Genomic DNA, 22539 nt, shown 5'->3' with positions numbered 1-22539 from the left:
GCCTCAAACCTCGTCGTAGACGACTTCGAGGGACGGCTTGGCGAGACTTGTCACGCCGCACATGTCCTCGATCGTGGCAGGCTCCAGCACCACGTCGCGGCCGGTCGCTTCGCTGGAGAACAGGCCGAGCAGGCCATCCTGCGTGAGCGGGGTCGGCCGGTGCGGCGCGGCCTCGGCGACGTTCTTCGCGAGGTCCGAGAAGAGCGAGCCCCAGCGCCCGTCGGGCTTGCCGATGATCTCGTAGTTCGCGCTCTTGCGGCGGATGTCCTCGTTGGCCGGGATCGAGGCCAGGACCGGGATGCCGGCGGCGTCCGCGAAGGCCTGCGCCTCGCCGGTCCCGTCGTCCTTGTTGATGACGAGGCCGCCGACGCCGACGTTGCCGCCCATCTTGCGGAAGTATTCGACCGCCGAGCAGACGTTGTTGGCAACGTAGAGCGATTGAAGATCATTCGAGCCGACAACGATGACCTTCTGGCACATGTCGCGGGCGATCGGCAGGCCGAAGCCGCCGCAGACCACGTCGCCGAGGAAGTCGAGCAGGACGAAGTCGAAGCCCCATTCGTGGAAGCCGAGCTTTTCCAGAAGCTCGAAGCCGTGGATGATGCCCCGGCCCCCGCAGCCGCGCCCGACCTCCGGCCCGCCGAGCTCCATCGCGTAGACGCCGTCGCGCTTGAAGCAGACATCGCCGATGGCGACCGCCTCGCCAGCGAGCTTCTTGCGCGTGGAGGTCTCGATGATGGTCGGGCAGGCGCGCCCGCCGAACAGGAGCGAGGTGGTGTCGCTCTTCGGATCGCAGCCGATCAGCAGGACCTTCTTGCCCTGCTGGGCCATCATGTAGCTGAGGTTGGCCAGGGTGAACGACTTGCCGATGCCGCCCTTGCCGTAGATCGCGATGATCTGCGTCTCCTTCTTCACCGGGGCGGTGGAGACGGGATCGGGCTCGATCGCGGCCTCGTCCCGGAGTTGCGCGGCGGCGCTCAGAGCGGCCTTGTTGAGCTGGACGTTCATGCGCAGGCCCTCCAATCGAGGATCATCTTGAGGCAGGCCGGGTCGGTGAAGGCGGTGCGATAGGCCTCCTCGGCCTGGCTTGCGGGAACGCGGTGGGTGATGAGCCCGTCGAGCGACAGGCCGCCGCCCTGGATCAGGGCACTCACCGCGGCGAGGTCGTCGGGCCGCCACTCCGCCGAGACCCGGATGCGGGCCTCGCGCAGGAAGGCGGGCGGGAAGGCGAAGGCGAGCGGCGCCTCGTAGAAGCCCGCCAGCACGATCTCGCCCCGGGGCGCGAGCCGGCCGATCAGGGTGTCGAGAAGGTCGGCGCTGCCGCTGACATCGGTGATGGTGGCGTAGTCGCGGGCCCCGTCCGCGTCGGGGTGGAGCACTGCGTAGCCGAAGGCGCCCTCGCGCCGGACGGGCTCGCGCTCCCACACCACCGGCTCGCCCCCCGCCAGGACCGTGAGGCGGGCGAGCAGCCGGCCGAGCACGCCATGGCCGACGATGAGGCTGCGGGCCCCCGGCGTGACACCGGAGAGGGCGTGATAGGCGGTCGCGGCCAGGGCGATCAGGCAGGCCTGGTCGCCGAGGGCGGCCTCGACCGGAACGAGCCGGGCGGCCGGGACGACGAGGTGGGAGGCGGCGCCCCCGAACAGGCCGCGCACGTCGCCGAAACAGCGGGCGCCGGGGACGAAGACGGTCTGGCCGATGGTGAGGCGGGTCTCGGCGCCGGCCTCGATGACGGTGCCGACGGACTCATAACCGGGGACCAGGGGGTAACCCATGCCCGGGAAGGCGGGCATCCGGCCGGTCCACAGCAGACGCTCGGTGCCGGTGCTGATGCCGCTCCAGGCCACGGCGACAACCGCGTCGCCCTCGGTGGCAGGGGTGAGCGCGAGGCGGCTGAGCGCCAAGTGCTCCGGTCGTTCAAGGACGACGGCCAAAGCCTCCATGTCCCTGTCTCCGCCCTGTTGATGCGACTCCGTCGGTCTGCGGCGCCGTCGAGTGTCAATCTAACTAGACACTTTTCTTCGTCAAGCGTTGTTTACGTCAGGGCGCACGCTTTGCCGTGATCAAGCGCGCCAGCAACGGCCGGCGGGTCGGCCGCTCGCGGATGTCGGCGAAGCCGGCCGCGGCGAGCCGGGCCGAGAGTTCGGCGGCGGTGCGCGGGCGCCCGGAGCCCATGGCGAGGAGGTAGAAGCCGAAATACGCGTCGCCGACCGGTTCGGCCCCGGGCGTGCCGGCCATCGGCTCGGCGATGGCGACGAGGCCGCCGGGCGGCAGGGCCGCGTGGACGGCCCGCAGCAGGTCGGCGACCACCACGTCGTCGTGGTCGTGGACGACGCGCACGAGCGAGATCGCGTCCGCGCCTCGCGGAAGGGGCGCGTCGACGAAGCTGCCGCCGAGACATTCGACGCGGCCGCCGAGCCCCTCGGATTCGAGTCGCGCCCGCGCCCGTTCGGCGACCGGCGGCAAGTCGAGGAGGCGCAGGCCGAGGGCGGGATGGCGGCGGGCGGCCTCGCCGAGGAACACCCCCTCCCCTCCGCCCAGATCCATGAGGCGGGTGCGGTCGCCGAGCGGCAGGGCGTCGAGCACGTCGGCCGCGATCAGCGCCTGCGAGCGGGCCATCAACCCGCTATAGGCCGCGACCGCGTCGGGCTGGGTCGCCTCCGCGGCATCGCCCTCCGCGTAGGGCCAATAGGCCGAGAGCCGGGTCCGGCCGCCCTCGCCCTTCAACAGGGCGACCGGGTCGGCGAGGTCGGCGTAGAGCATGGCGTGGTGCTCGACCATCAGCGCGACGGACGGATTGCCGAGCATCGCCGCACCGAGATCGGCGAGCGCGAAACGCCCGTCCGGCAGGCGCGCGATCAGGTCGAGGGAGGCGGCGGCCTTGAGCAGCGTCCGGGCGCGCTCGGGGGGAAGATCGAGCCGGCAGGCGATGGCCTCGGGGGCGAGCGGCCTGTCCCGGAGCAGCTGGAACAGGTCGAGGCGCACGCAGGCGAACAGGACCTGGGCGTAGACGAAGCCGGCGCAGAGATCGAACAGCGCCCGGGTGTTGCGCCGGGCGATGGAGCGGGTGAACGGGAATCCGGCCGCCCATCGCTGGAAGGCCGGGCTCGCCACCGCGCCGTTGCGGAAGGCGAGCCAGCGCTCGCGCCAGCCTGGGCGGCCGGCCGCCGGTGGAGGCTCCGTGACCGCGAGGGGCACGGGCGCCCTCAGGCCATGGCCAGGCGCAGGGAGGCGGGCAGGAACAGACGGGTCTGCGCCTGGATCTCCGCCCGGATGCGGTCCACGCCGGGACAGTCCGGTATCACCTCCACGGCCTCGCGGGTGAGCCGGGCCAGGCGATCCAGGGCGCCCCCCATGCCGAGCAGGGCGGCGGCGTTGGGCCGCCCGAGGGTGGCGTCGCGGCCGGCGGGCTTGCCGATCTCTTCCTGGCGGCAGGCCACGTCACGCAGGTCGTCGGCGACCTGGTAGGCCTCGCCGAGACATTCGCCGAGCAGGCGCCAGGGCAGCGGAGCGGCCCCGGCCGCGGCGGCGCCCGCCACGGTCGCGGCGGCGAACAGCGCCCCGGTCTTGGCCTGCTGGTACTCGACCAGATCGACATGGGGCTCGGATTCCCAGGCCTGTCCGGCGACGATCCCGGCGGGGGCGCCGGCGGCCCGGGCGACGAGGCCGACCAGGGCGGCGAGCCGCTGCGGCGAGCGCGCCGCGCCGCGGGCCAGGGTCTCGAAGGCGGACACGATCAGCGCGTCGCCCGTCAGCACGGCAAGCGGCACGCCGAAGGCGGCGTGGACCGAGGGCTTCTGGCGGCGGGTCTCCGCGTCGTCGAAGCAGGGCAGGTCGTCGTGGACGAGGCTCGCGCAGTGCAGAAGCTCGATCGCCGCCGCCGCGGCGTCGGCGGCGGCCGGGTCGTCGTCGCCGCAGGCGAGCGCCACCGCGAGGCACAGCCGCGGGCGGATGCGGTGACCGCCGGGAAACACCGCGTAGCGGATGGCCTCCGCGAGCATCGGCGGCGCGCCGGGCGCCTCCGCATGCGAGACCGCGGCGTCAAGAACCGTTTCGATCCGCCTGCCGACATCCATGGCGCGTTCCTTCCGTCAAGTCATGTTGTCTTTTTCATGTGTCATTCAATGTTGACACTTTCCGCCTTCGGGATCAACGCTCCATCGGCGATGGCCGGGTGCAATCGCGCGAATCCGGGTTGGGCCCGGCCCGGCGCGGCGCGGGTGTCTTCGGCGGGCAGGCGCCGGCGCCTGAGACCAGACGGTTATGAGGGCGGTCGCATCGGGCGATCGGCCTGCCACAAGGCCCGCTGCCACACGGCCCGCTGCGGTGGGGCCTGCTGCGGTGGGGCCCGGGAGGTTTCGTGGGGGACAAGCGCGTCATCGTGATCGGCGCCGGCATCGGCGGGCTCGCGGCGGCCCTGTCACTCGCCGCGCGCGGCCTCGACGTGACCGTGCTGGAGCGCGCCGACACGGTCGGCGGCAAGATGCGCAGCCTCCCGGTCGGCGGCGTGCCGGTGGAGGCGGGCCCGACGGTCTTCACCATGCGCTGGGTGTTCGACGAATTGTTCGCCGAGGCCGGCACAAGCCTCGACGCGGCGGTGCGGCCACGGCCCACCGCACTGCTCGCCCGTCACGCCTGGAACGCGCGCGAGCGGCTCGACCTCTTCGCCGACATCGGCGCCTCGGCGGACGCGATCGGGCGCTTCGCCGGCGCCCGCGAGGCGGACGGCTACCGCCGCTTCTGCGCCCGCGCCGCCGAGGTCTATCGCACGCTGGAGGGGCCGTTCATCCGCGCGGACCGGCCGAGCCCGGTCGATCTCGGCCGCCGCGTCGGCCTGTCGGGCATCGGCGGGCTGTGGCGCATCCAGCCCTTCGCGACCCTGTGGTCGGCGCTCGGCGAGTATTTCCAGGATCGGCGGCTGCGCCAGCTGTTCGGACGCTACAGCACCTATTGCGGCGCCTCGCCCTTCGAGGCCCCAGCCACGCTGATGCTGGTGGCCCATGTCGAGCAGGCCGGCGTCTGGACCGTCGAGGGGGGCCTGAGCGGCCTCGCCCGGGCGACTGCCGGCCTCGCCGAGCGGTGCGGGGCGCGCCTGCGCACCGGCGCTCCCGTCGCCCGCATCGTGGTCGAGCGCGGCCGGGTCGCCGGGGTCGAGCTCGAGGGCGGCGAACGGATCGCCGCCGACGCGGTGATCGCCAGCGCCGACGTCGCCGCCCTCGGCGCGGGCCTGTTCGGGGCGGAGGTCGCGCCGGCGGGCGATCTCGTGCCGCCCCGGGAGCGCTCGCTCTCGGCGGTGACGGTCTGCCTGCGGGCGCGGGCGAGCGGATTCGACCTCGCGCACCACACGGTGTTCTTCTCGTCCGACTACCGGGCCGAATTCGACGCGATCCTGCGCGCGCGCCGCCTGCCGACGGACCCGACGGTCTATGTCTGCGCCCAGGATCGCGGCGACGCCGCGACCGCCCCGGACGGCCCCGAGCGTCTGCTCGTCCTCGTCAACGCCCCGGCCGACGGCGAGCGCCCCCTCACGCCCCAGGAGATCGCCGCATGCGAGACGAGTTGGACGCGCAGGCTCGCCGCCTGCGGACTGACCCTGGCCCCGGAGGGTCCGGCCACGGTGACGACGCCGGGAGACTTCGCGGGCCTGTTCCCGGGGACGGGGGGCGCCCTCTACGGCCGGGCGTCGCATGGCTGGACGGCGACCTTCAAGCGGTCGGGGGCGCGGACGAAGGTGCCGGGGCTGTACCTCGCGGGAGGGAGCGTCCATCCGGGGCCGGGGGTGCCGATGGCGGCGCAATCCGGCCGGCTCGCGGCGGCGGCACTGATCGCGGACCTCGGTTCGACCCGGCCGTGGCGCGGGGCGGTTACGTCTGGTGGTACGTCGACGCGCTGAGCGCGGACGGCACCCATGGGCTCACCATCATCGCCTTCATCGGCAGCGTGTTCTCGCCCTATTACGTCTGGGACGCCGGGCAGGACCCGTTCAACCATTGCGCCGTCAACGTCGTGCTCTACGGCCCCCGGGCGCGCTTCGCCATGACCGAGCGGAACGCCCGCGCCCTCTCCCGCGACGCGACCTCTCTCGCCCTTGGGCCCTCGTCGCTCGACTGGGACGGCAGCGTGCTGACGATTCGCCTCGACGAGCGCTCGGCGCCGGTCCCCCGGGCCCTGCGCGGCACCGTGCGGGTCCGGCCCCGGGCGCTGACCGCCCAGCCCTTCACCCTGGACAGCCACGGCCTGCATCGCTGGTGGCCGATGGCGCCCCATTGCGACGTGGAGGCCACCTTCGCCGATCCCGACCTCGCCTGGCGCGGCAGCGGCTATCTCGACACCAACGACGGCGACGGACGGCTGGAGGATTCATTCTCGGACTGGACATGGTGCCGGGCCTCGCTGACGCGCGGCTCGGCGATCCTCTACGACGTGCGCCGCCGCGACGGCTCCGGCCAGAACCTGACGCTGCGCTTCGACGCGGACGGCACCCACCGGGAGATGCGCCCGCCGCTCGCGGCGAGCCTGCCGCCGACCGGGCTGTGGCGGATGCCCCGCACGACCCGCAGCAACGACGGCCAGGCGCAGGTGGTGAAGACCTTCGAGGACACGCCGTTCTACGCCCGCTCGCTGCTGGCCTCGACGCTGGACGGCGAGGCGGTGCGGCCGGTGCACGAGAGCCTGTCGCTCGACCGGTTCCGCAATCCGCTGGTGCGGCTGATGCTGCCGTTCCGGATGCCGCGAAGGATTTGACGGCGACCGGCGGATCGATGGGGTGGCGTGCGCATCCCCTCGCCCCGCTTGGGGGGAGAAGGAGAACCCCGCCCGGCCCCGCGTCAGCCCTCCGCCCCGAGGAGCAGCCGCGCCGCGGCGGCACGGGCCTCGTCGGTGATCGTGGCGCCGGCGAGCATCCGGGCGATCTCCTCCCGGCGCGCCTCTGCGGCGAGACCGACCACGCGGGTGGTGACGCGCTCCTCCCCCTTCGCGGCACCCTTGGCCGCCCTCTTCTCGGACCCCGCCTCGCCCCGCACGCTGTCCTTGGCGATGCGGAAATGCGTGCCCGCCCGGGCGGCGACCTGGGGCGCGTGCGTCACCGCCACGACCTGGACCTGCGCGGCCAGCCGTCCGAGCCGGGCCCCGATGGCGTCGGCGACGGCGCCGCCGAGGCCGGTGTCGATCTCGTCGAAGATGAGCGTCGGCGCCGAGCCCTTGCCGGCGAGCACCACCTTGAGCGCCAGCATGAACCGGGACAGCTCGCCGCCGGAGGCGACCTTCATCATCGGGCCGGCGCGGGTGCCCGGATTGGTCTGGGCCCAGAACTCCACCCGCTCGGTGCCGGCGGCGTCGCGGGAAGTCTCGTCCACGCTGAGCTGCGTGATGAAGCGGGCGCCGTCGAGTTTCAACGGCGGCAGCTCGGCCTGCACCGCGGCGTCGAGCGCTTTGGCGGCGCGGCGGCGCCCGTCGCCGAGCTTTTTGGCCGCCGCGCCATAGGCGACCTCGGCCGCGGCCTGCTCGGCCTCGAGACCGGAGAGCGCCTGCTCGCCCGCATCGAGGGCGGCGACATCCGCCTCGTAGCGGGCCCGGAGGGCGGCGAGGTCGTCGGCCGGCACGGAGTATTTTCGCGAGGCCGCGCGCAGGGCGAACAGCCGCTCCTCCACCCGCTCCAGTTCCCGCGGGTCGAACTCGGCAGCGAGCACCGCCGCGTCGAGGGCGCTGCGCGCCTCGTCCAGGGCGGTGAGCGCCGCGTCGAGGGCCGCGATGCTCGGCTCCACCAGCGAGGGCACCTGCGCGGCCCGACGCTCCAGGCGGCGCACCGCGGCGGAGAGATGCGGCACCACCGAGCTCGTGCCGCCGACGAGGTCGAGGGCCTCGTTCAGCTCGCGGGCGACCTTCTCGCCCTGCTGCATCAGCGTGCGGCGCTCGGCCAGCGTCGCCTCCTCGCCGGCCAGCGGATCGAGGGTGGCGAGTTCCTCCACCGCGTGGCGCAGGAAATCGGCCTCCTTGCGCGCTGCCTCGACCCGGGCGCGCTGCTCGGACAGGACCGAGCGGGCGGAACGGACCCGCTTGGCCGCCGCGGCCACTGCCGCCAGCGGCCCCTGCAGCCCGCCGAACGCGTCGAGAATCGCCCGGTGGGTGGTGGAGTCGGCGAGCGCCCGGTCGTCGTGCTGCCCGTGGATCTCGACGAGTGCGGCCCCGATCGCCCGCATGGTCTGGACGCCGATGGGCTGGTCGTTGACGAAGGCCCGGGTGCGCCCGTCGGCGAATTGGCTGCGGCGCAGAATCAGATCGCCGTCCGTGTCGATCTCGGCGGCGGCAGCGATGGCGCGGGCGGGATGGTCGGCGGCCACGTCGAACACCGCGGTGACGCCGCCTTGGGCCTCGCCGTGGCGCACGAGCCCGCCATCGCCGCGCCCGCCCAGCGCCAGGGCGAAGGCGTCGAGGAGGATCGACTTGCCGGCGCCGGTCTCGCCGGTCAGGACGGTCAGCCCCGCCGAGAAGGTCAGCTCGAGCTTGTCGATCAGAACGATGTCGCGGATCGCGAGCTGGACGAGCATGAAGCGGCGCCGGCGCCCATGGGCGGGATTGCGCGCCGGTTTAGCCGCAAGCGGCCGGGACTTCACCCGGAAAGTGAAGGCCGCCGGGTCGCGGGCCCCGGCCGGACGGCCGCGCCCGAGGAAAGGCCGCGCTCATGACAAAGCCGGCCCCGCCCGAAAAGGCGGCGGCCGGCCCGATGGTCCGGGAGGATGTTACTCCGCCGAGGCGGTCTTCTGTCCGGTGAAACCGCGGAAGGCCTTGCTCAGCCAGGAGGACTTCTCCTCGCGCGGCTCCAGGCCACCGGTGCGCAGGAGCGCGTAGGCGTCCTTGTACCAGGGGCTGTCCGGGAAGTTGTGGCCGAGCACAGCGGCGGCGTTCTGCGCCTCGGCGGTGATGCCGAGCGCCAGGTAGGCCTCGACGAGGCGCTCCAGCGCCTCCTCGGTGTGGCGGGTGGTCTGATACCGCGAGATCACGTCGCGGAAGCGGTTGATCGCGGCCGGGAAGGAGCGCTTCTCCAGGTAGAAGCGGCCGACCTCCATCTCCTTGGCCGCCAGCTGATCGCGGGTGATCTGGATCTTCGACTTGGCGTCGTTGGCGTATTCGGAGGTCGGATACTTTTGGACGAGCTCCTGCAGCGCGACGAGCGCCCGCTCCGAGCGTTCCTGATCGCGGGTCACGTCCGGGATCTGCTTGTACTGCGACATCGCCATCAGGTACTGGGCGTAGGCCGCGTCCTTGCTGGCCGGATGGCGCTGGAGATAGCGCTTCGAGGCGGTGATCGCGTCGTCGTACTTCGCGCCCTCGTAATTCGCGTAGGCGGTCATCAGGAGCGCCTTACGGGACCAGTCCGAGTAGGTGTACTGCTTGTCGAGCTGGTCGAAGGACTTGGCCGCCGCGTCGTAGTCCCGGTCTTCCATCTTGGCCAAGCCCTGGCTGTAGAGCTTGTCCGCCGGCGTGTCGGCGACTACCTCGGGCTTGTACTTCTCGGAGAACAGGCCGGTCGGATCGAGGGCGTCGCAGCCGCCGAGCCCGAGGCCGAGGCTCAGGAGCACGGCCGCCATCGCGCCACGGGTCGGAAGGGTCAGAGGCATCGCGGTCAAATCCCTGTCAGGCCGGCCGCTTTTTCGTCGCGGCTCGCGTCCTTCGCGCAGCGTCCGTCGTGCAGGCCGATTCGGGCGCGAAAGCGGCAGGGTTTCGATCGTCCTGCGATGGTACGCGCGACGGCGGAGCGGTGTGGCGGAGAAGTTACAGAAAGGTTACAGCTCGGCCGCGAAAGCCGCGAGGCCGAGGCCGGCGCCGAACTCGGTCCGGGCGGGCTCGCGGCGGGCGCCGGTGCCCTCGACGATGGCGTAGTTCGCGCGGTCGGCGAAGAGGGCCTGGAGGATGCCGACATTCATGCGGTGGCCGCCGCAATAGGAGCGGTAGGCGCCCTGGATCGGCAGGCCGGCGAGCGCGAGGTCGCCGACGGCGTCGAGGAACTTGTGGCGGACGAACTCGTCCGCGTAGCGCAGGCCTTCCGGATTGACGACGGCGGTCTCGCCGACGGCGACCGTGTTGTCGAGGGAGGCGCCGAGGGCGAAGCCGGCCTTCCAGTAGCGCTCCACGTCCTTCATCATGCCGAAGGTGCGGGCGCCGGCGATCTCGCGGCGATAGGCGGCAGGCGTCAGGTCCATTGCCTTGCGCGAGCGGCCGATCACCGGGGATTCGAAGTCGATCTCCACGTCCAGGCGGAAGCCGCGGTCGATCGGGCGGAGTTCGGCGAAGGCGCGGCCGGTCTCGATGCGGACCGGCTGGAGGACCTTGATCCAGCGGCGCGGGGCACCGCAGGGGCTGAGGCCGACGCCGTCGATGGCCTGGACGAAGGGGCGGGCGCTGCCGTCGAGGATCGGCATCTCGGGCCCATCGATCTCGACCAGCACGTTGTCGACGCCCAATCCGTAGAGGGCGGACATCAGGTGCTCGATGGTGGCGACGGCGCCGGTCTCGTTGTCGCCGACGACGGTGCAGAGTTCCGTCGCGGAGACGCAGGCGTAGTGGGCCCTGATGATCCGGTCGTTCCCGGTGGGCGTCCCGGTCCGGAGGAAGCTGATGCCATGATTGGCGGGCGCGGGATGGAGAGTGATCTCCGCCGGGTTCCCGGAGTGGACGCCGATTCCCGTGAGGGTCACGGACGTCTTGATCGTTGTTTGTTGGTTCGTCCGCATACCTTAGCCCTCGGCCAGGATCCTGCACGCGCTGCCCCGTTTCAGGGGCGCGTTGGTGGAAGTCCGTCCGCTGCTTGGAGCCTCTGCGAGCGCGACCGGCCGAGTGGCCGACACGCCTTCTGTCGTTCCGAAGGTGTGTATAGCTGCGGTGCACAGACCGGCCAAATCACGGATTCTTACGATCTGTTACAGCCACGGTTTCGCCACGATTTCTGAAACGCCTTTTATCAGCAACGGGTTAACAAGCAGCAAAACCCGGGACCTTTCGGTCCCGGGCCTGTGGCCGAAATACCCCAGTGACGGCTGACGCGCAGCGTCAGCCCGTCATCAGTTCGCCTGGCGGCGGAGGAAGGCGGGGATTTCGAGCTGGTCGTCTTCCATCATCCGCGGCGGCAGGGCGCGGCCCTGGGCGTCGAGGTTGCCCTGGGCCGGGCGGTATTGCGGCGCTTGCGGGGCGGGCGCGCGGACCGCGTGTTCGACGCGGGGCGCCGGCATGGTCGGCGCCGGGGCCTGGGCGCGAACCGGCGGCAGCGGCGCGGCCTCGACCTCGTCCCGGCGACCGCCGAACCCGACGGTGGCGAGGCGGCGCAGCAGGGTCATGCGCTTCGAGTCCTGGGCGGGCTCGGCGGGCGCCTCGTCGCCGCGGCTCCGGAGGATCTGCGCCTGGGTGTGGGGCGGCAGGTCCGAGATCTGCGGCATCCGGGGCGGACGGGCGAGCTGCGGGCGCGGCGGCACGTAGGGGCCGGCGGCGAGCGGGGCGACTTCCGGCGCCGGGAGGTGCGGGGCCGGCGGCTCATAGGCCGGCACCGCGGCGCGGGCGGGCGCCTGAGTCAGCACCACGTCGTGGTGGTGCATCATCGGGGCGGGTTCGGCCCGCAGGGGCTCGGCCCGCACGGGCTCGGGGGCGACCGCCTCGGGCATGGCCGGCCGCGGCGCGGGCGCCGGGGCATGCTGCGGCTCGGGCGCCGGGCGCTGGACGTGGAGCGGCGCGGCGGTCTGGCTCGCGGGCGAGAGCGCGGCGGAGGCGCGAGCACGGGCCTCGGCCCGCAGACGCTCGGCGACCTCGGCGATACGCTGCTCAGTCTGGGCGATCTCCGGGTTGTTCGGGGAATCGGCCGAGATCAGCGCCGGCTCGATCCCGGTGGCGACCACCGACACGCGGATGATGCCGTCGAGGCTCTCGTCGAAGGTGGCGCCCAGGATGATGTTGGCGTCCTGATCGACCTCCTCGCGGATGCGGGTGGCGGCCTCGTCGAGCTCGTAGAGGGTGAGGTCGGAACCGCCCGTGATCGAGATCAACAGGCCGCGCGCGCCCTTCATCGACACGTCGTCGAGGAGGGGGTTGGCGATGGCGGCTTCGGCCGCGCGGTTGGCGCGGTTCTCACCGGAGGCCTCGCCGGTGCCCATCATCGCCTTGCCCATGCCGCGCATGATCGCGCGCACGTCGGCGAAGTCGAGGTTGATCAGGCCTTCCTTGACCATGAGGTCGGTGATGCAGGCCACGCCCGAATAGAGCACCTGGTCGGCCATCGCGAAGGCGTCGGCGAAGGTGGTCTTCTCGTTGGCGACCCGGAACAGGTTCTGGTTCGGGATCACGATCAGGGTGTCGACCGCCGCCTGAAGCTCCTGGATGCCGGCCTCGGCCGTGCGCATCCGGCGCATGCCCTCGAACTGGAAGGGCTTCGTCACGACGCCGACCGTCAGGATGCCCATGTCCCGCGCCGCCCGGGCGATGACCGGAGCCGCGCCCGTGCCGGTGCCGCCGCCCATGCCGGCGGTGATGAAGGCCATGTGGGCGCCCGAGAGCTGATCGCGGATCTCGTCGATCACCTCCTCGGCCGCCGCCGAGCCGACTTCCGGATGCGAGCCGGCGCCGAGGCCCTGGGTCACGCCGATGCCCATCTGGATCACCCGCTCGGCCTTCGAGGAGGTGAGCGCCTGGGCGTCGGTGTTGGCCACGACGAACTCGCAGCCCAGCAGGCCCGACTCGATCATGTTGTTGACGGCGTTGCCGCCCGCGCCGCCGACACCGAAGACGGTGATGCGGGGCTTGAGTTCCCGGATGTCCGGAGCCTGAAGAGAGATGGCCATGTGGTCGTGCCCTTCGTGACTTTTTGAACGATTGCCTGTGCGACGCCCTGGGGACGCCTGCCCTGTTCTTCTTGTCCCGCGCTTGGCCTTGCGGCGGCGCGGCTGTTCTCAGAAGCTTTCGCGGATCCAGCGACCGACCCGCGAGAAGTATCCGTCCGTTCCCGTGCCGGCGAAGGCGCCCTGCCCCCGTGGCTCGAAATGCTCCGCATGGGCGACCTGCGGGTAGACCAGCAGGCCGACCGCGGCCGAGAAGGCCGGGCCCTTGGCGGCGTCCGGCAGGCCGCGGATGCCGAGCGGACGCCCGATCCGGACCTGACCCTGGAGGATGCGGCGGGCCGTCTCCGGCAGGCCGACGAGCTGGCTCGCCCCACCGGTGAGGATCACCCGGCGCCCGGCCTGGGCGCCGAAGCCCGCCCCGTTGAGGCGGTCGCGCACGAGCTCGAGCACCTCCTCGACCCGCGGCTTGACGATGCGCACGAGCTGCGAGCGCGGCACGTGGGAGGGGGCCTCGCCCTCGTCCTCGCCGACGCCGTGGACGGCGATCATGTCGCGCTCGTCGGAGGGGGTGGCGATGGCCGAGCCGTAGAGCGTCTTCAGCCGCTCGGCGACGGAGACCCGGGTGGAGAGCCCGCGGGCGATGTCCATGGTGACGTGGTGGCCGCCGACCGCGACCGCGTCGCAATGGACGAGGTGGCCGCCGGTGAACACGCCGACGCTGGTGGTGCCGCCGCCCATGTCGACCACGGCGCAGCCGAGTTCCGCCTCGTCGTCGACCAGGGCCGAGAGGCCCGCGGCGTAGGGCGTGGCGATCACGGCATCGACGCCAAGATGGCAATGCTCCACCGCGAGCATGAGGTTGCGGGCGGCCGCCGCCTCCGCGGTGACGACGTGAAGGTCGACGCCGAGGGCCTCGCCGATCATGCCGGAGGGGTCGATCACCGCACCCTGGCCGTCGAGCGCGTAACCGATCGGCAGGGCGTGGAGCACGGCCCGGCCCGGGCTGACGCCGTGGGCGCTCGCCGTCTCGAGCACGCGCTCCACGTCGGCGCCGGTCACGGTGCCGGAGCGGACGGCGACGCGGGCCTCGAAATGCTGGGAGGCGACCCGCCCGCCGGAGATGTTGACGATGACCGACTGCACCTCGGCCTTCGCCATCCGCTCGGCGGCGTGGACCGCCTGCCGGATCGCGCCCTCAGCGGCTTCGAGATCGACGATGGCGCCGCCCTTCAGCCCCAGGGAGCGCTGGTGGCCGATGCCGATGATGCGGGCGAGATGGGTGCGTCCGCGCAGGGTGGAGAGCTGCTCGGCCGGCTGCAGCTCGGCGATGAGGCACACGACCTTGCTGGTGCCGATGTCGAGCACCGAGAGCGTCGCGCTCCGGCGGGCGGAGAGCGGCTTCAGGCGCGGCGTGAGGCAGTGGGGGGTCTGCATCGGACGCTACTCGGCAGCTGCACGGAGGGACACGGCGAGGGAGTCTGAACGGGGGGCGCTCATGTGGGCGTCCCCTTCTTCGGCTTCTTGCGGCTCTCGGCGCGGGCGGCGGCGGCCTCCTCCGTGAGGCGCACCACGACGCGGTCGGCCATGCGCAGGTCCACGGCGATGATGTCCTTCTCGAGGATGCGGCTCTCGCGCTCGATCCGCACCAGGCGGGCCAGAGCCTCGGCCGCGCCGCTCTCGGGCAGGCGCACGTCGACGCCGTCGAGCTTGAGCGTCCAGCGCCGGCCGGAAACGAAGGTGCCGGCCTTGATGCGGGCGCCCAGGGGGCCGGCCGCTTCGATCAGCGCGAGGTATTCGGTCAGGCGAGCGTTGGCGCCCTCGCCGACGACCAGAGGCAGGGTGACGTAGCGCTCGTCGCGCATCTCATCGATGACGGTGCCGTCGGCGGCGATGACCTGGATCTCCCCGTTGCGCTGCCACAGCGCGGCGGGCTCCCGCTCGACCTGCGTGATCACGATCTCGTTGGGATAGAGCTTGCGCACCGAGACGCTGGCGATCAGCGGTTCGGCGAGCAGGCGCGCCCGGGTCGCCTCGACGTCGAGGAACGGCACGGAGGAGCGCCAGTCGATTCCGGCCGCTCCCAGGACCTCGCGTTCATACATCCGCGAGATGCCCGAGATGGTCACCCGGTCGACGCCGAAGCCCGCGAGCCGGGCCAGGATGTCGAGGGGCCGCCCGTTCTCGGCGGTGAAGGCGTCGTAGCGCCCGCTCGCCACGAACCCGGCGAGCGCGATGCTGCCGGCGAGCCCCGCGACCAGGGCGGTGCCGGCCAGACGCGGAACCCGCGCCTGAATCGGAACCGCCGGCCGCAGACGGCGGGCCGACGAGAACCGCCGCAGGACCCGCGGGAGCCGAAGGCCCGCGAGGATCCCGCCGCCGCCGGCCGAGCCGGAAGCGTTCAGCGGTTGAGAGAAGCGTCCTCCACCATCCATCGGACGAGTTCACCGAAACTCAGGCCTGCGTGGGCCGCGATCTCCGGCACAAGGCTCGTCTGGGTCATCCCTGGCTGCGTGTTGACCTCCAGGACGACGAGGGCGCCGGTTCCCCCCGGCGTGTCGTCGTAACGAAGGTCGGCACGGCTGACGCCACGGCATCCCAGTGCTTGATGCGCCGTTAACGCCAACTCTTGGACACGCTGGTAAAGATTTGGTTTAAGATCGGCCGGAAGCACATGGATCGACCCCCCTCCGGCGTACTTCGCGTCGAAGTCGTACCACTCCCCTGAAACGGGCTTGATCTCGGTCACCCCGAGCGCCCGATCGCCCAGCACGGCGCAGGTCAGTTCGCGGCCGGCAACGTAAGTCTCTGCAAGGACTTCTTCCCCGTAGACCCATTCGTCGGAGGCGAGGATCTGGGGCGGGTGCGAGCGCCCATCGCGCACGATGATGACCCCCATGGAGGAGCCCTCGGCGATGGGCTTCACGACATAGGGCGTGGTTAACGGGTGTGACTTCGCTGCATCATGTCGGTTAACGACGCGGCCGTCCGGCACCGAGACCCCCGCCGCCCGCATGACCGTTTTGGCACGCTCCTTGTGCATGGCCAGCGCCGAGGCCAGCACGCCGGAATGGGTGTAGGGAATCTTCAGGATTTCGAGCAGGCCCTGGATCGTCCCGTCCTCGCCGGCTGGACCGTGCAGCGCGTTCAGCGCCACGTCGGGCGCCAGCGCCGTCAGCACGGTGGCGATGTCGGACCCCACATCGACGGGGGTGACCCGGTACCCCTCCCCTTCCAGCGCCCGGGCGCAGGCATTGCCGGAGCGCAGCGAGATCTCCCGCTCGGAGGACCATCCGCCCATCAGGACGGCGACATGCTTGGACATCGGATTCGAGCCTTTCAGGGGGGGCAGGCGCCTCGGGCGCCCGATGGTGCGGGATTAAGAGAAGTCAGGCCTCGTCGCCGAGGAGCCGGCTGCCGCGCAGGGCGACGCCGTCCTCGACGGTGATGCCGGGCCGCCGAAGCCCCGCGCAGAAGCACGCGAAATCGGGGCAGCGGAAGGTGATGCGGCCGGGGCCGCCATCCGTCGCCGTCGCGTCGAACAGCACCACCGACGGCCCGGCGGACGGAGCGACATCGTTCAGGCAGAGAAAGAGGTCGGAGCCGTGAGCGCTGATCGGGATCAGGCGGTCGATCCCGGGCAAGACCGCGCGCCAGGATTTGTCTTCGTCGCCGCCGAAGTCGATCCCGTCACGGATCGCGCCGAGGGTCTCCAGCCGCTCCTGGGCGACGAGGCCGAAGCCCGGCAGCACCGTCTGCCAGAGCGCGTCGGCCGCGCGCACGGCATCGTCCCCCTCGAACCGGAGGGGTGCGTCCGCGGACTCCGTGGCGAGGACGAAGTTCGTCGCCCCGTCGTTCCGGCGCCGGTAGAGGTCCTTCAGCGTTGCGGGCAGCGTCACCCCGAGGCGGGTTTCGGCCGCTTGGATCGCCGCTTCCGCCTCGGCCGTCCCGTCCGCCGCCGCAGGCGCCGTGAAGAACGAGGCGAGGGTCGGGCCGTCGGGATCGATGAGAACGAGGGGCTCCGGCTCCGGGATCCGGTCCCTCAGGACGACGAAGCGCGCGGTGAGGCGGTCATGCACGGCCTCGCGACGCTGCCGCAGGGCCGCGGAGGTCTCCGGATCGAGGGGGGCGCCGGGCTTCGCCCCATCCCACGCGCGGTCGAGCCGGGCCCGCAGGCGCAGGCTGTCGCCGCCCGTGCGCGCCACGTCGGCATCCGCGGCGACCGCGTCAACGAGCCGTCCGAGTTCGGCCGCGAGGGCGGAGGGATCGGTCGTGGCCATCGATGGTCCTTCCTCCGGTCTCCAGCGCGGGATCGGTCAGGCGGACGACGCCGCGATGCCGATCCGCTTGATCTCCCAGTGCAGGTCGACGCCCGCATGGTCACGAACCCGGCGGCGGACCTCCTCGCCGAGCCCCTCGATGTCGGCCGCCGTGGCGCCGCCGCGGTTGATCAGGAAGTTGCAGTGCATCTCGGAGACCTGGGCCCCGCCTCGGGTCAATCCGCGGCAACCGGCGGCGTCGATGAGCTGCCAGGCCTTTCCGCCCTCCGGGTTCTTGAAGGTCGAGCCGCCGGTGCGCTCGCGGATCGGCTGAGCGGCCTCGCGGGCGGCGGTGACCCGCTCCATCTCCGCCTCGATCATGTCGCGGTCGCCCGGCCGGCCCCGGAAGGTCGCACTCGTGAAGATCACGTCCTCGGGCGCGGAGGAGTGGCGATAGCGAAACCCCATCTCGGCATGGGTAAAGGTGCGCAGCGCGCCCGTGCGGTCGATGCCGCGGGCCTCGGTGAGCACGTCGGTGGTCTCACCGCCATGCGCCCCCGCATTCATGCGCAGCGCCCCGCCGACGGAGCCCGGGATGCCGCGGAAGAAGGCGAGGCCGTCGAGGCTGGCTTCCGCCGCCGTCTTGGCGAGGCGCATGTCCGGCACCGCGGTGCCGGCCCGGATCGTCTCCGCGTCGATCGCGACCGAGCCGAACGCCTTGCCGCCGAGCCGGATCGTCACGCCGGGCAGGCCGCCGTCGCGCACGATCAGGTTCGAGCCGAGCCCGATCACGGTGACGGGCACGGCGGGATCGAGGGCGGCGAAGAACTGAGACAGATCCTCCTCGTCGGCGGGGCTGAACAGCACCTGCGCCGGCCCGCCGACGCGGAACCACGTGAGGTCGGCGAGCGACTGGTTCTCGAGGAGCCTTCCGCGGAGGTTCGGAGCCGCGGCGCGGAGGGCGTCGGTAAGGTTCGGAAAGGCGGTCATCCAGTGTCTCCCCCCCTCCCCGCGGGCGGGAAGAGGGCTTCGGTGAGCGCATCGTCGCCGAAGCGAGGCGGCCGCCGGGGGTGAGGGGGCTTGGCCGGGAGAGGCGCTTTCGGGAAAGGCCCCCGCACCATCGCCCTGCGGGCTCGTCGCGGCGAGGAAGGTGTCCAAGACACCGAAGACGGTGTTCGAGACCTCAGAGTTCCAGAAAACGCACCACTCGATAGCCCAGCTTTGACAACCACGCATCCCTGTCGGGATCAGAGGCGCTTTCGGCGTGCGGGCGGACGTCGAGACCCGAGATCGATCGCCCCTCGCGCCCGCCGAGATCGGCCCCCTACGCCCGACGCTCCCCTGCCGCACGAATGGGAATGGATTGAGACGACGATCGCGAGCGCGAAACCCCACGCGGCGCCCGGCCTCCCTCGGGTCACGCCGCGATCGCCGTCGGAACGGTCCCGCGCATCGTCCGCGGAGCGCCCCTCACCCCTTCGCGGCGGCCAGTTCCCCCGGCAGCGCGTAGGCCCATTGCGTGATCGTGCCGGCGCCCAGGCACACCACGTAGTCGCTCGCCTGCGCGCGCCCCGCGACGATCCCGGCGAGGTCCTCCGGCCGGTCGAGGGCGAGCGCGTCGCGATGCCCGCGGGCCTTCAGGCCGGCAACGAGGGAATCGCGGTCGAAGCCCTCGATCGGGGCCTCGCCCGCCGCGTAGACGGGGGCGACGATCACCGTGTCGGCATCGTTGAAGCAGGTGCAGAAATCCTCGAACAGCGATTGCAGGCGGGTGTAGCGGTGCGGCTGCACCACTGCGATCACGTTGCCATCGGTGGAGGAGCGGGCCGCGCGCAGCACGGCCGCGATCTCGACCGGGTGGTGGCCGTAATCGTCGAAGATCGTGGCGCCGTTCCACTCGCCCGTGCGGGTGAAGCGGCGCTTGACCCCGCCGAAGCCCGAGAGCGCCTTGCGGATCGCGTCCTCGGAGACGCCGAGTTCGTGGGCGACCGCGAGGGCCGCGGTGGCGTTGAGCGCGTTGTGCTTGCCCGGCATCGGCAGGACGAGGTCCTGCATCTCCAGGCGAAAGCCTGGGCGCCGGTCGCGGATCATCACCCGGAAGCGGCTCTGTCCGCCCTTCAGGTCGATGTCGAGGAGGCGCACGTCGGCCTGCGGGTTCTCGCCGTAGGTGATGATGCGCCGGTCCTCGATATGGCCGACGAGGTCCTGCACGATCGGGTGATCGATGCACATCACGGCAAAGCCGTAGAATGGGATGTTGTCGATGAAGCGCCGGAAGGCGTCCTTGATGGCGTCGAACGAGCCGAAATGGTCGAGATGCTCGGGGTCGATATTGGTGACGATCGCGACATCGGCCGGCAGCTTGAGGAAGGTGCCGTCGGACTCGTCGGCCTCCACCACCATCCACTCGCCCGCCCCCATGCGGGCATTGGTGCCGTAGGCGTTGATGATGCCGCCGTTGATCACGGTGGGGTCGAGGTTGCCGGCATCCAGCAGGGTGGCGACGAGCGAGGTCGTCGTGGTCTTGCCGTGGGTGCCGGCCACCGCCACGCAGGACTTGAAGCGCATCAGCTCGGCCAGCATCTCGGCCCGGCGCACCACCGGCAGGCGGCGCTCGCGGGCCTCGACCAGCTCCGGATTGTCGCGGCGGATCGCGGTCGAGACCACGACGAGGGCGGCGTTCTCGACGTTCTCGGCCGTGTGCCCGACGAAGGTGCGGATGCCCTTCTCGGACAGGCGCCGGACATTGGCGTTGTCGTTGGCGTCCGAGCCCTGCACCGTATAGCCGAGATTGGCCATCACCTCGGCGATGCCGGACATGCCGATGCCGCCGATGCCGATGAAGTGGATGGGGCCGAGCTTTTCGGGCAGCTTCATGTCACGAACCTTTTGGGTCCCGGACGCCTGAGCTTCCGGTCATCGCGTTTCGCCGTCGGCCGTGCGCGACCGCTCTCCCGCGGGGAGAGGCGGCCTCGGTGCGGCTTTCGTCCACCGGACGCAACGGTCTTACGGCGTCGCGGCGGTCTCGACCACGAGCGCGGCGAGGCGCTCCGCGGCGTCGAGGATGCGGGCGGTTTTGGCCGCCGCCGCCGCCTCGGTCAATTTCCGCGGCGCCTCGAACAGATCCACGAGCTCGGCGGCGAGCCGATCCGGGGTGAAGGCGGATTGCGGGATCGAGAGGGCCGCGCCGATCCCGGCCAAGGTCGCGGCGTTGGCGGCCTGATCCTGATCGAGCGCGCCGGGCAGCGGCACCAGGATCGCGGGCCGGCCGATCGCGGCGAGTTCCGAGACCGTGGAGGCGCCCGAGCGGGCGATCACGAGATGGCTCGCGGCCATGCGGCTCGGCAGATCCTTGAAGAACGGCGCCGCCTCGATTCCCGCGAGCCCCATGGCGAGGGTGCGGTTCTGCACCGCCGTCAGGTCCTCGGGCCGGGCCTGCTGGACGAGGAAGAGGCGGGCGCGCAGGTCGGCCGGAAGCTTTTCCAGGGCCGCCGGCACGATCTCGCTCATCACGTGGGCGCCCTGGCTGCCGCCGAAGACGAGGAGGCGCAAGGGCGACGCCGCATCGAGGGCCGGATAGGGCACCTCGGCGACGCTGAGCACCGCTGGGCGAATCGGGTTGCCGGTATGGACGCGGCGCGCCGTGGCCTTCTCGGGCACGCCACGCACCTCCTTGAAGCCGGTGGCGATGACGCGGGCGCCCTTGGCGAGGAAGCCGTTGGCCCGGCCCATCACGGCATTCTGCTCGTGCAGGACGGTCGGGACCTTCAGGAGCTGCGCCGCGAGGATCGGCGGCACGGTCGGGTAGCCGCCGAAGCCGACGACGGCGGCCGGGTTCAGCCGCCGCACCGCGCCGGCCGCCTGGGCGAAGCCGCGCCCGAGCGTGACCATGGCGCCCGCCCGCCGCAGGGGCGAGCGGCCCGACGGCGTGGCCGAGGCGATGGTGACGACCTCCTCGGCCGGGAAGTCGCCCGCGATCGCATCGACCCGCGCATCCGTGGCGAGAGCCACCCGGATGCCGCGCTCGCGGAGCGCGTAGGCGAGGCTCTGGGCCGGGAACAGGTGGCCGCCGGTGCCGCCCGCGCAGACCAGGACCAGCGGTGTCAGAACGGTCATATCCCTCGTCCTCGATGCGCACGCCTCGAAGACGCTCCGCGGCTCAGCCGGCCATGGGGGCCGATGGGGTTGGCCGCCGTCACGGTACGGCCCCGGGCACGGCGGAGGGCAGCGTGCCGGGCGGGCGCTGGCTGATCGCCGTGGTGCGCGGGCGCTTGCGGGTGAGCGCCACGAGGAAGCCCATGCCGAGCGACAGCGAGATCAGCGAGGAGCCGCCATAGGAGACGAACGGCAGCGTCATGCCCTTGGCCGGCATCAGCTGCGTGTTCACCGCCATGTTGATGCAGGCCTGGAGGCCGAAGAGCGTGGTCAGACCGGTGATGGCGAGCCTCGTGAAGGTGTCGTCGGTGCGGCGGGCGAGCTTCAGCCCGCGCATGACGATGTAGGCGAAGAGGCCGAGAAGGCCCAGGCACACCAGCACGCCGAACTCCTCGCCGGTCACCGAGAAGATGAAATCCGTATGCGCGTCGGGAAGGTGGCGCTTGGCCACGCCCTCGCCCGGGCCGGTGCCGAACCAGCCGCCGGAATTGAAGGATTCCCGCGACCAGAATTCCTGGAAGCTGTCGCCCGAATCGCGGTCCATGAAGCGGTTGATGCGCTCGCGCACGTGGTGGAGGAAGGTGTAGGCGGCGAACACGCCGGTCAGGCCCAGCACGCCGAGACCCGCCACCCAGAACCAGTGCAGGCCGGCGACGAAGAACAGGGCGCACCACACCATCGTGATCAGCATGGTCTGGCCGAAATCGGGCTGGAGGATCAGCGGCACGATCGTCATCGGCAGGAGCAGGATCGCCAGCAGGCCGCCGGGCATGTCCCGGCGCTGCGCGCCCTCCGAGAAGGCCCAGGCCGCCACCACGACGAAGGCCGGCTTCACGAATTCGGACGGCTGCAGGCCGAACGGGCCGAGCTGGATCCAGCGGTGGGCGCCCTTGATCTCCGGACCGAACTTGCCCGCCGCGATGCAGAGGGCCACTCCGATCACCCAGGTGAGCAGGGCGAAGCGCCGGATGTGGCGCACCGACAGGAACGAGACCGCGATGATGAGCAGGATCGTCGGCGCGAGATAGAGCGCCTGCCGGTTGAGGAAGTAGAAGGTCGGCAGACCGATGCGCTCGGCGACCGGCGGTCCGCCGCCCATGAGGAAGACGAGGCCGGCCACCATCAGGCAGCCGAGGGCGGCGAGCAGGCCGCGATCGACGGTCCACCACCAATCCGTCAGGGGGCTGCGTTCGGCGCGGGACATCATGGCTGACAGGCGCTCTCCGTCGGCCCGCCGGTGGGGCGGGGCCGGCGCGGATGGTGAAGCGGAAGGGTTAACGGCCCCTTGCCGCCGCGGAGTCGATGCGTCC

The 22539-nt window shown here is 71.8% G+C and carries 19 protein-coding genes; 2 read left to right on the top strand and 17 right to left on the bottom strand.

The features are described from left to right. Positions 1-3 precede the first annotated feature (3 nt). The 4 genes from LW587_RS08075 to LW587_RS08060 all read right to left on the bottom strand — a co-directional run bounded on the left by LW587_RS08075 (position 4) and on the right by LW587_RS08060 (position 4076). The gene (locus tag LW587_RS08075) at positions 4-1008 is read right to left on the bottom strand and encodes a chlorophyllide a reductase iron protein subunit X (protein WP_232629074.1); all 1005 of its coding nucleotides are present in this window, start codon (positions 1006-1008) and stop codon (positions 4-6) included. Continuing rightward, entirely contained in the window at positions 1005-1943 is a 939-nt protein-coding gene (bchC, locus tag LW587_RS08070; RefSeq protein WP_232629073.1) for a chlorophyll synthesis pathway protein BchC, read from the bottom strand. The genes LW587_RS08075 and bchC overlap by 4 nt, the downstream gene beginning before the upstream one ends. A gap of 97 nt (positions 1944-2040) precedes the next feature. Beyond that, positions 2041-3198, bottom strand: coding sequence for an acetylserotonin O-methyltransferase (locus LW587_RS08065; protein WP_232629072.1), 1158 nt, complete (start codon positions 3196-3198; stop codon positions 2041-2043). A gap of 8 nt (positions 3199-3206) precedes the next feature. Further along, positions 3207-4076, bottom strand: coding sequence for a polyprenyl synthetase family protein (locus LW587_RS08060; protein WP_232629071.1), 870 nt, complete (start codon positions 4074-4076; stop codon positions 3207-3209). 284 nt (positions 4077-4360) lie between these two features. Between LW587_RS08060 and crtD the strand changes: the two genes are divergently transcribed. Continuing rightward, on the top strand, positions 4361-5893 hold the full coding sequence (gene crtD / locus LW587_RS08055) for a 1-hydroxycarotenoid 3,4-desaturase CrtD (RefSeq protein WP_232629070.1): 1533 nt from the start codon (positions 4361-4363) through the stop codon (positions 5891-5893). Then, entirely contained in the window at positions 5851-6744 is an 894-nt protein-coding gene (locus tag LW587_RS08050) for a carotenoid 1,2-hydratase (protein ID WP_232629069.1), read from the top strand. The genes crtD and LW587_RS08050 overlap by 43 nt, the downstream gene beginning before the upstream one ends. Before the next feature lie 83 nt (positions 6745-6827). Here LW587_RS08050 and recN read toward each other — a convergent pair whose 3' ends face one another. The 13 genes from recN to LW587_RS07985 form a co-directional block, all read right to left on the bottom strand. Continuing rightward, positions 6828-8546 (bottom strand): DNA repair protein RecN, encoded by a 1719-nt coding sequence (gene recN / locus LW587_RS08045; RefSeq protein WP_232629068.1) that lies wholly within the window; start codon positions 8544-8546, stop codon positions 6828-6830. Between the two features lie 192 nt (positions 8547-8738). Continuing rightward, complete coding sequence (locus LW587_RS08040; RefSeq protein WP_232629067.1) at positions 8739-9617, bottom strand: outer membrane protein assembly factor BamD; 879 nt, start codon at positions 9615-9617, stop codon at positions 8739-8741. A 165-nt stretch (positions 9618-9782) separates the two neighbouring features. Further along, entirely contained in the window at positions 9783-10730 is a 948-nt protein-coding gene (gene lpxC / locus LW587_RS08035; protein WP_232629066.1) for a UDP-3-O-acyl-N-acetylglucosamine deacetylase, read from the bottom strand. Between the two features lie 327 nt (positions 10731-11057). Further along, positions 11058-12821 (bottom strand): cell division protein FtsZ, encoded by a 1764-nt coding sequence (ftsZ, locus tag LW587_RS08030; RefSeq protein ID WP_232629065.1) that lies wholly within the window; start codon positions 12819-12821, stop codon positions 11058-11060. 108 nt (positions 12822-12929) lie between these two features. Beyond that, entirely contained in the window at positions 12930-14252 is a 1323-nt protein-coding gene (gene ftsA / locus LW587_RS08025; RefSeq protein ID WP_232629064.1) for a cell division protein FtsA, read from the bottom strand. 59 nt (positions 14253-14311) lie between these two features. Next, a complete protein-coding gene (locus LW587_RS08020) occupies positions 14312-15250 on the bottom strand; it encodes a cell division protein FtsQ/DivIB (RefSeq protein ID WP_232629063.1) in 939 nt (312 codons plus the stop codon). Further along, a complete protein-coding gene (locus LW587_RS08015; RefSeq protein ID WP_232629062.1) occupies positions 15217-16140 on the bottom strand; it encodes a D-alanine--D-alanine ligase in 924 nt (307 codons plus the stop codon). The genes LW587_RS08020 and LW587_RS08015 overlap by 34 nt, the downstream gene beginning before the upstream one ends. A 64-nt stretch (positions 16141-16204) precedes the next feature. Next, the gene (locus LW587_RS08010; protein WP_232629061.1) at positions 16205-17095 is read right to left on the bottom strand and encodes an SMI1/KNR4 family protein; all 891 of its coding nucleotides are present in this window, start codon (positions 17093-17095) and stop codon (positions 16205-16207) included. A gap of 36 nt (positions 17096-17131) precedes the next feature. Beyond that, positions 17132-18064 carry a UDP-N-acetylmuramate dehydrogenase gene (murB, locus tag LW587_RS08005; RefSeq protein WP_232629060.1) on the bottom strand — a complete coding sequence of 311 codons (933 nt, stop codon included), beginning with the start codon at positions 18062-18064 and terminating at the stop codon, positions 17132-17134. A 193-nt stretch (positions 18065-18257) separates the two neighbouring features. Continuing rightward, the gene (locus LW587_RS08000; RefSeq protein WP_232629094.1) at positions 18258-18365 is read right to left on the bottom strand and encodes an endonuclease domain-containing protein; all 108 of its coding nucleotides are present in this window, start codon (positions 18363-18365) and stop codon (positions 18258-18260) included. A 179-nt stretch (positions 18366-18544) separates the two neighbouring features. Further along, on the bottom strand, positions 18545-19951 hold the full coding sequence (gene murC / locus LW587_RS07995; protein WP_232629059.1) for a UDP-N-acetylmuramate--L-alanine ligase: 1407 nt from the start codon (positions 19949-19951) through the stop codon (positions 18545-18547). A 129-nt stretch (positions 19952-20080) separates the two neighbouring features. Continuing rightward, positions 20081-21190: an undecaprenyldiphospho-muramoylpentapeptide beta-N-acetylglucosaminyltransferase gene (gene murG / locus LW587_RS07990; protein WP_232629058.1), complete on the bottom strand. Its 1110-nt coding sequence runs from the start codon at positions 21188-21190 to the stop codon at positions 20081-20083. A 79-nt stretch (positions 21191-21269) separates the two neighbouring features. Continuing rightward, complete coding sequence (locus tag LW587_RS07985; protein WP_232629057.1) at positions 21270-22436, bottom strand: FtsW/RodA/SpoVE family cell cycle protein; 1167 nt, start codon at positions 22434-22436, stop codon at positions 21270-21272. Between the last annotated feature and the right edge of the window lie 103 nt (positions 22437-22539).

This window comes from Methylobacterium sp. Leaf118 (assembly GCF_920984675.1).
Taxonomy (GTDB): Bacteria; Pseudomonadota; Alphaproteobacteria; order Rhizobiales; family Beijerinckiaceae; genus Methylobacterium.
This window is presented reverse-complemented; position numbering and strand designations above follow the sequence as displayed.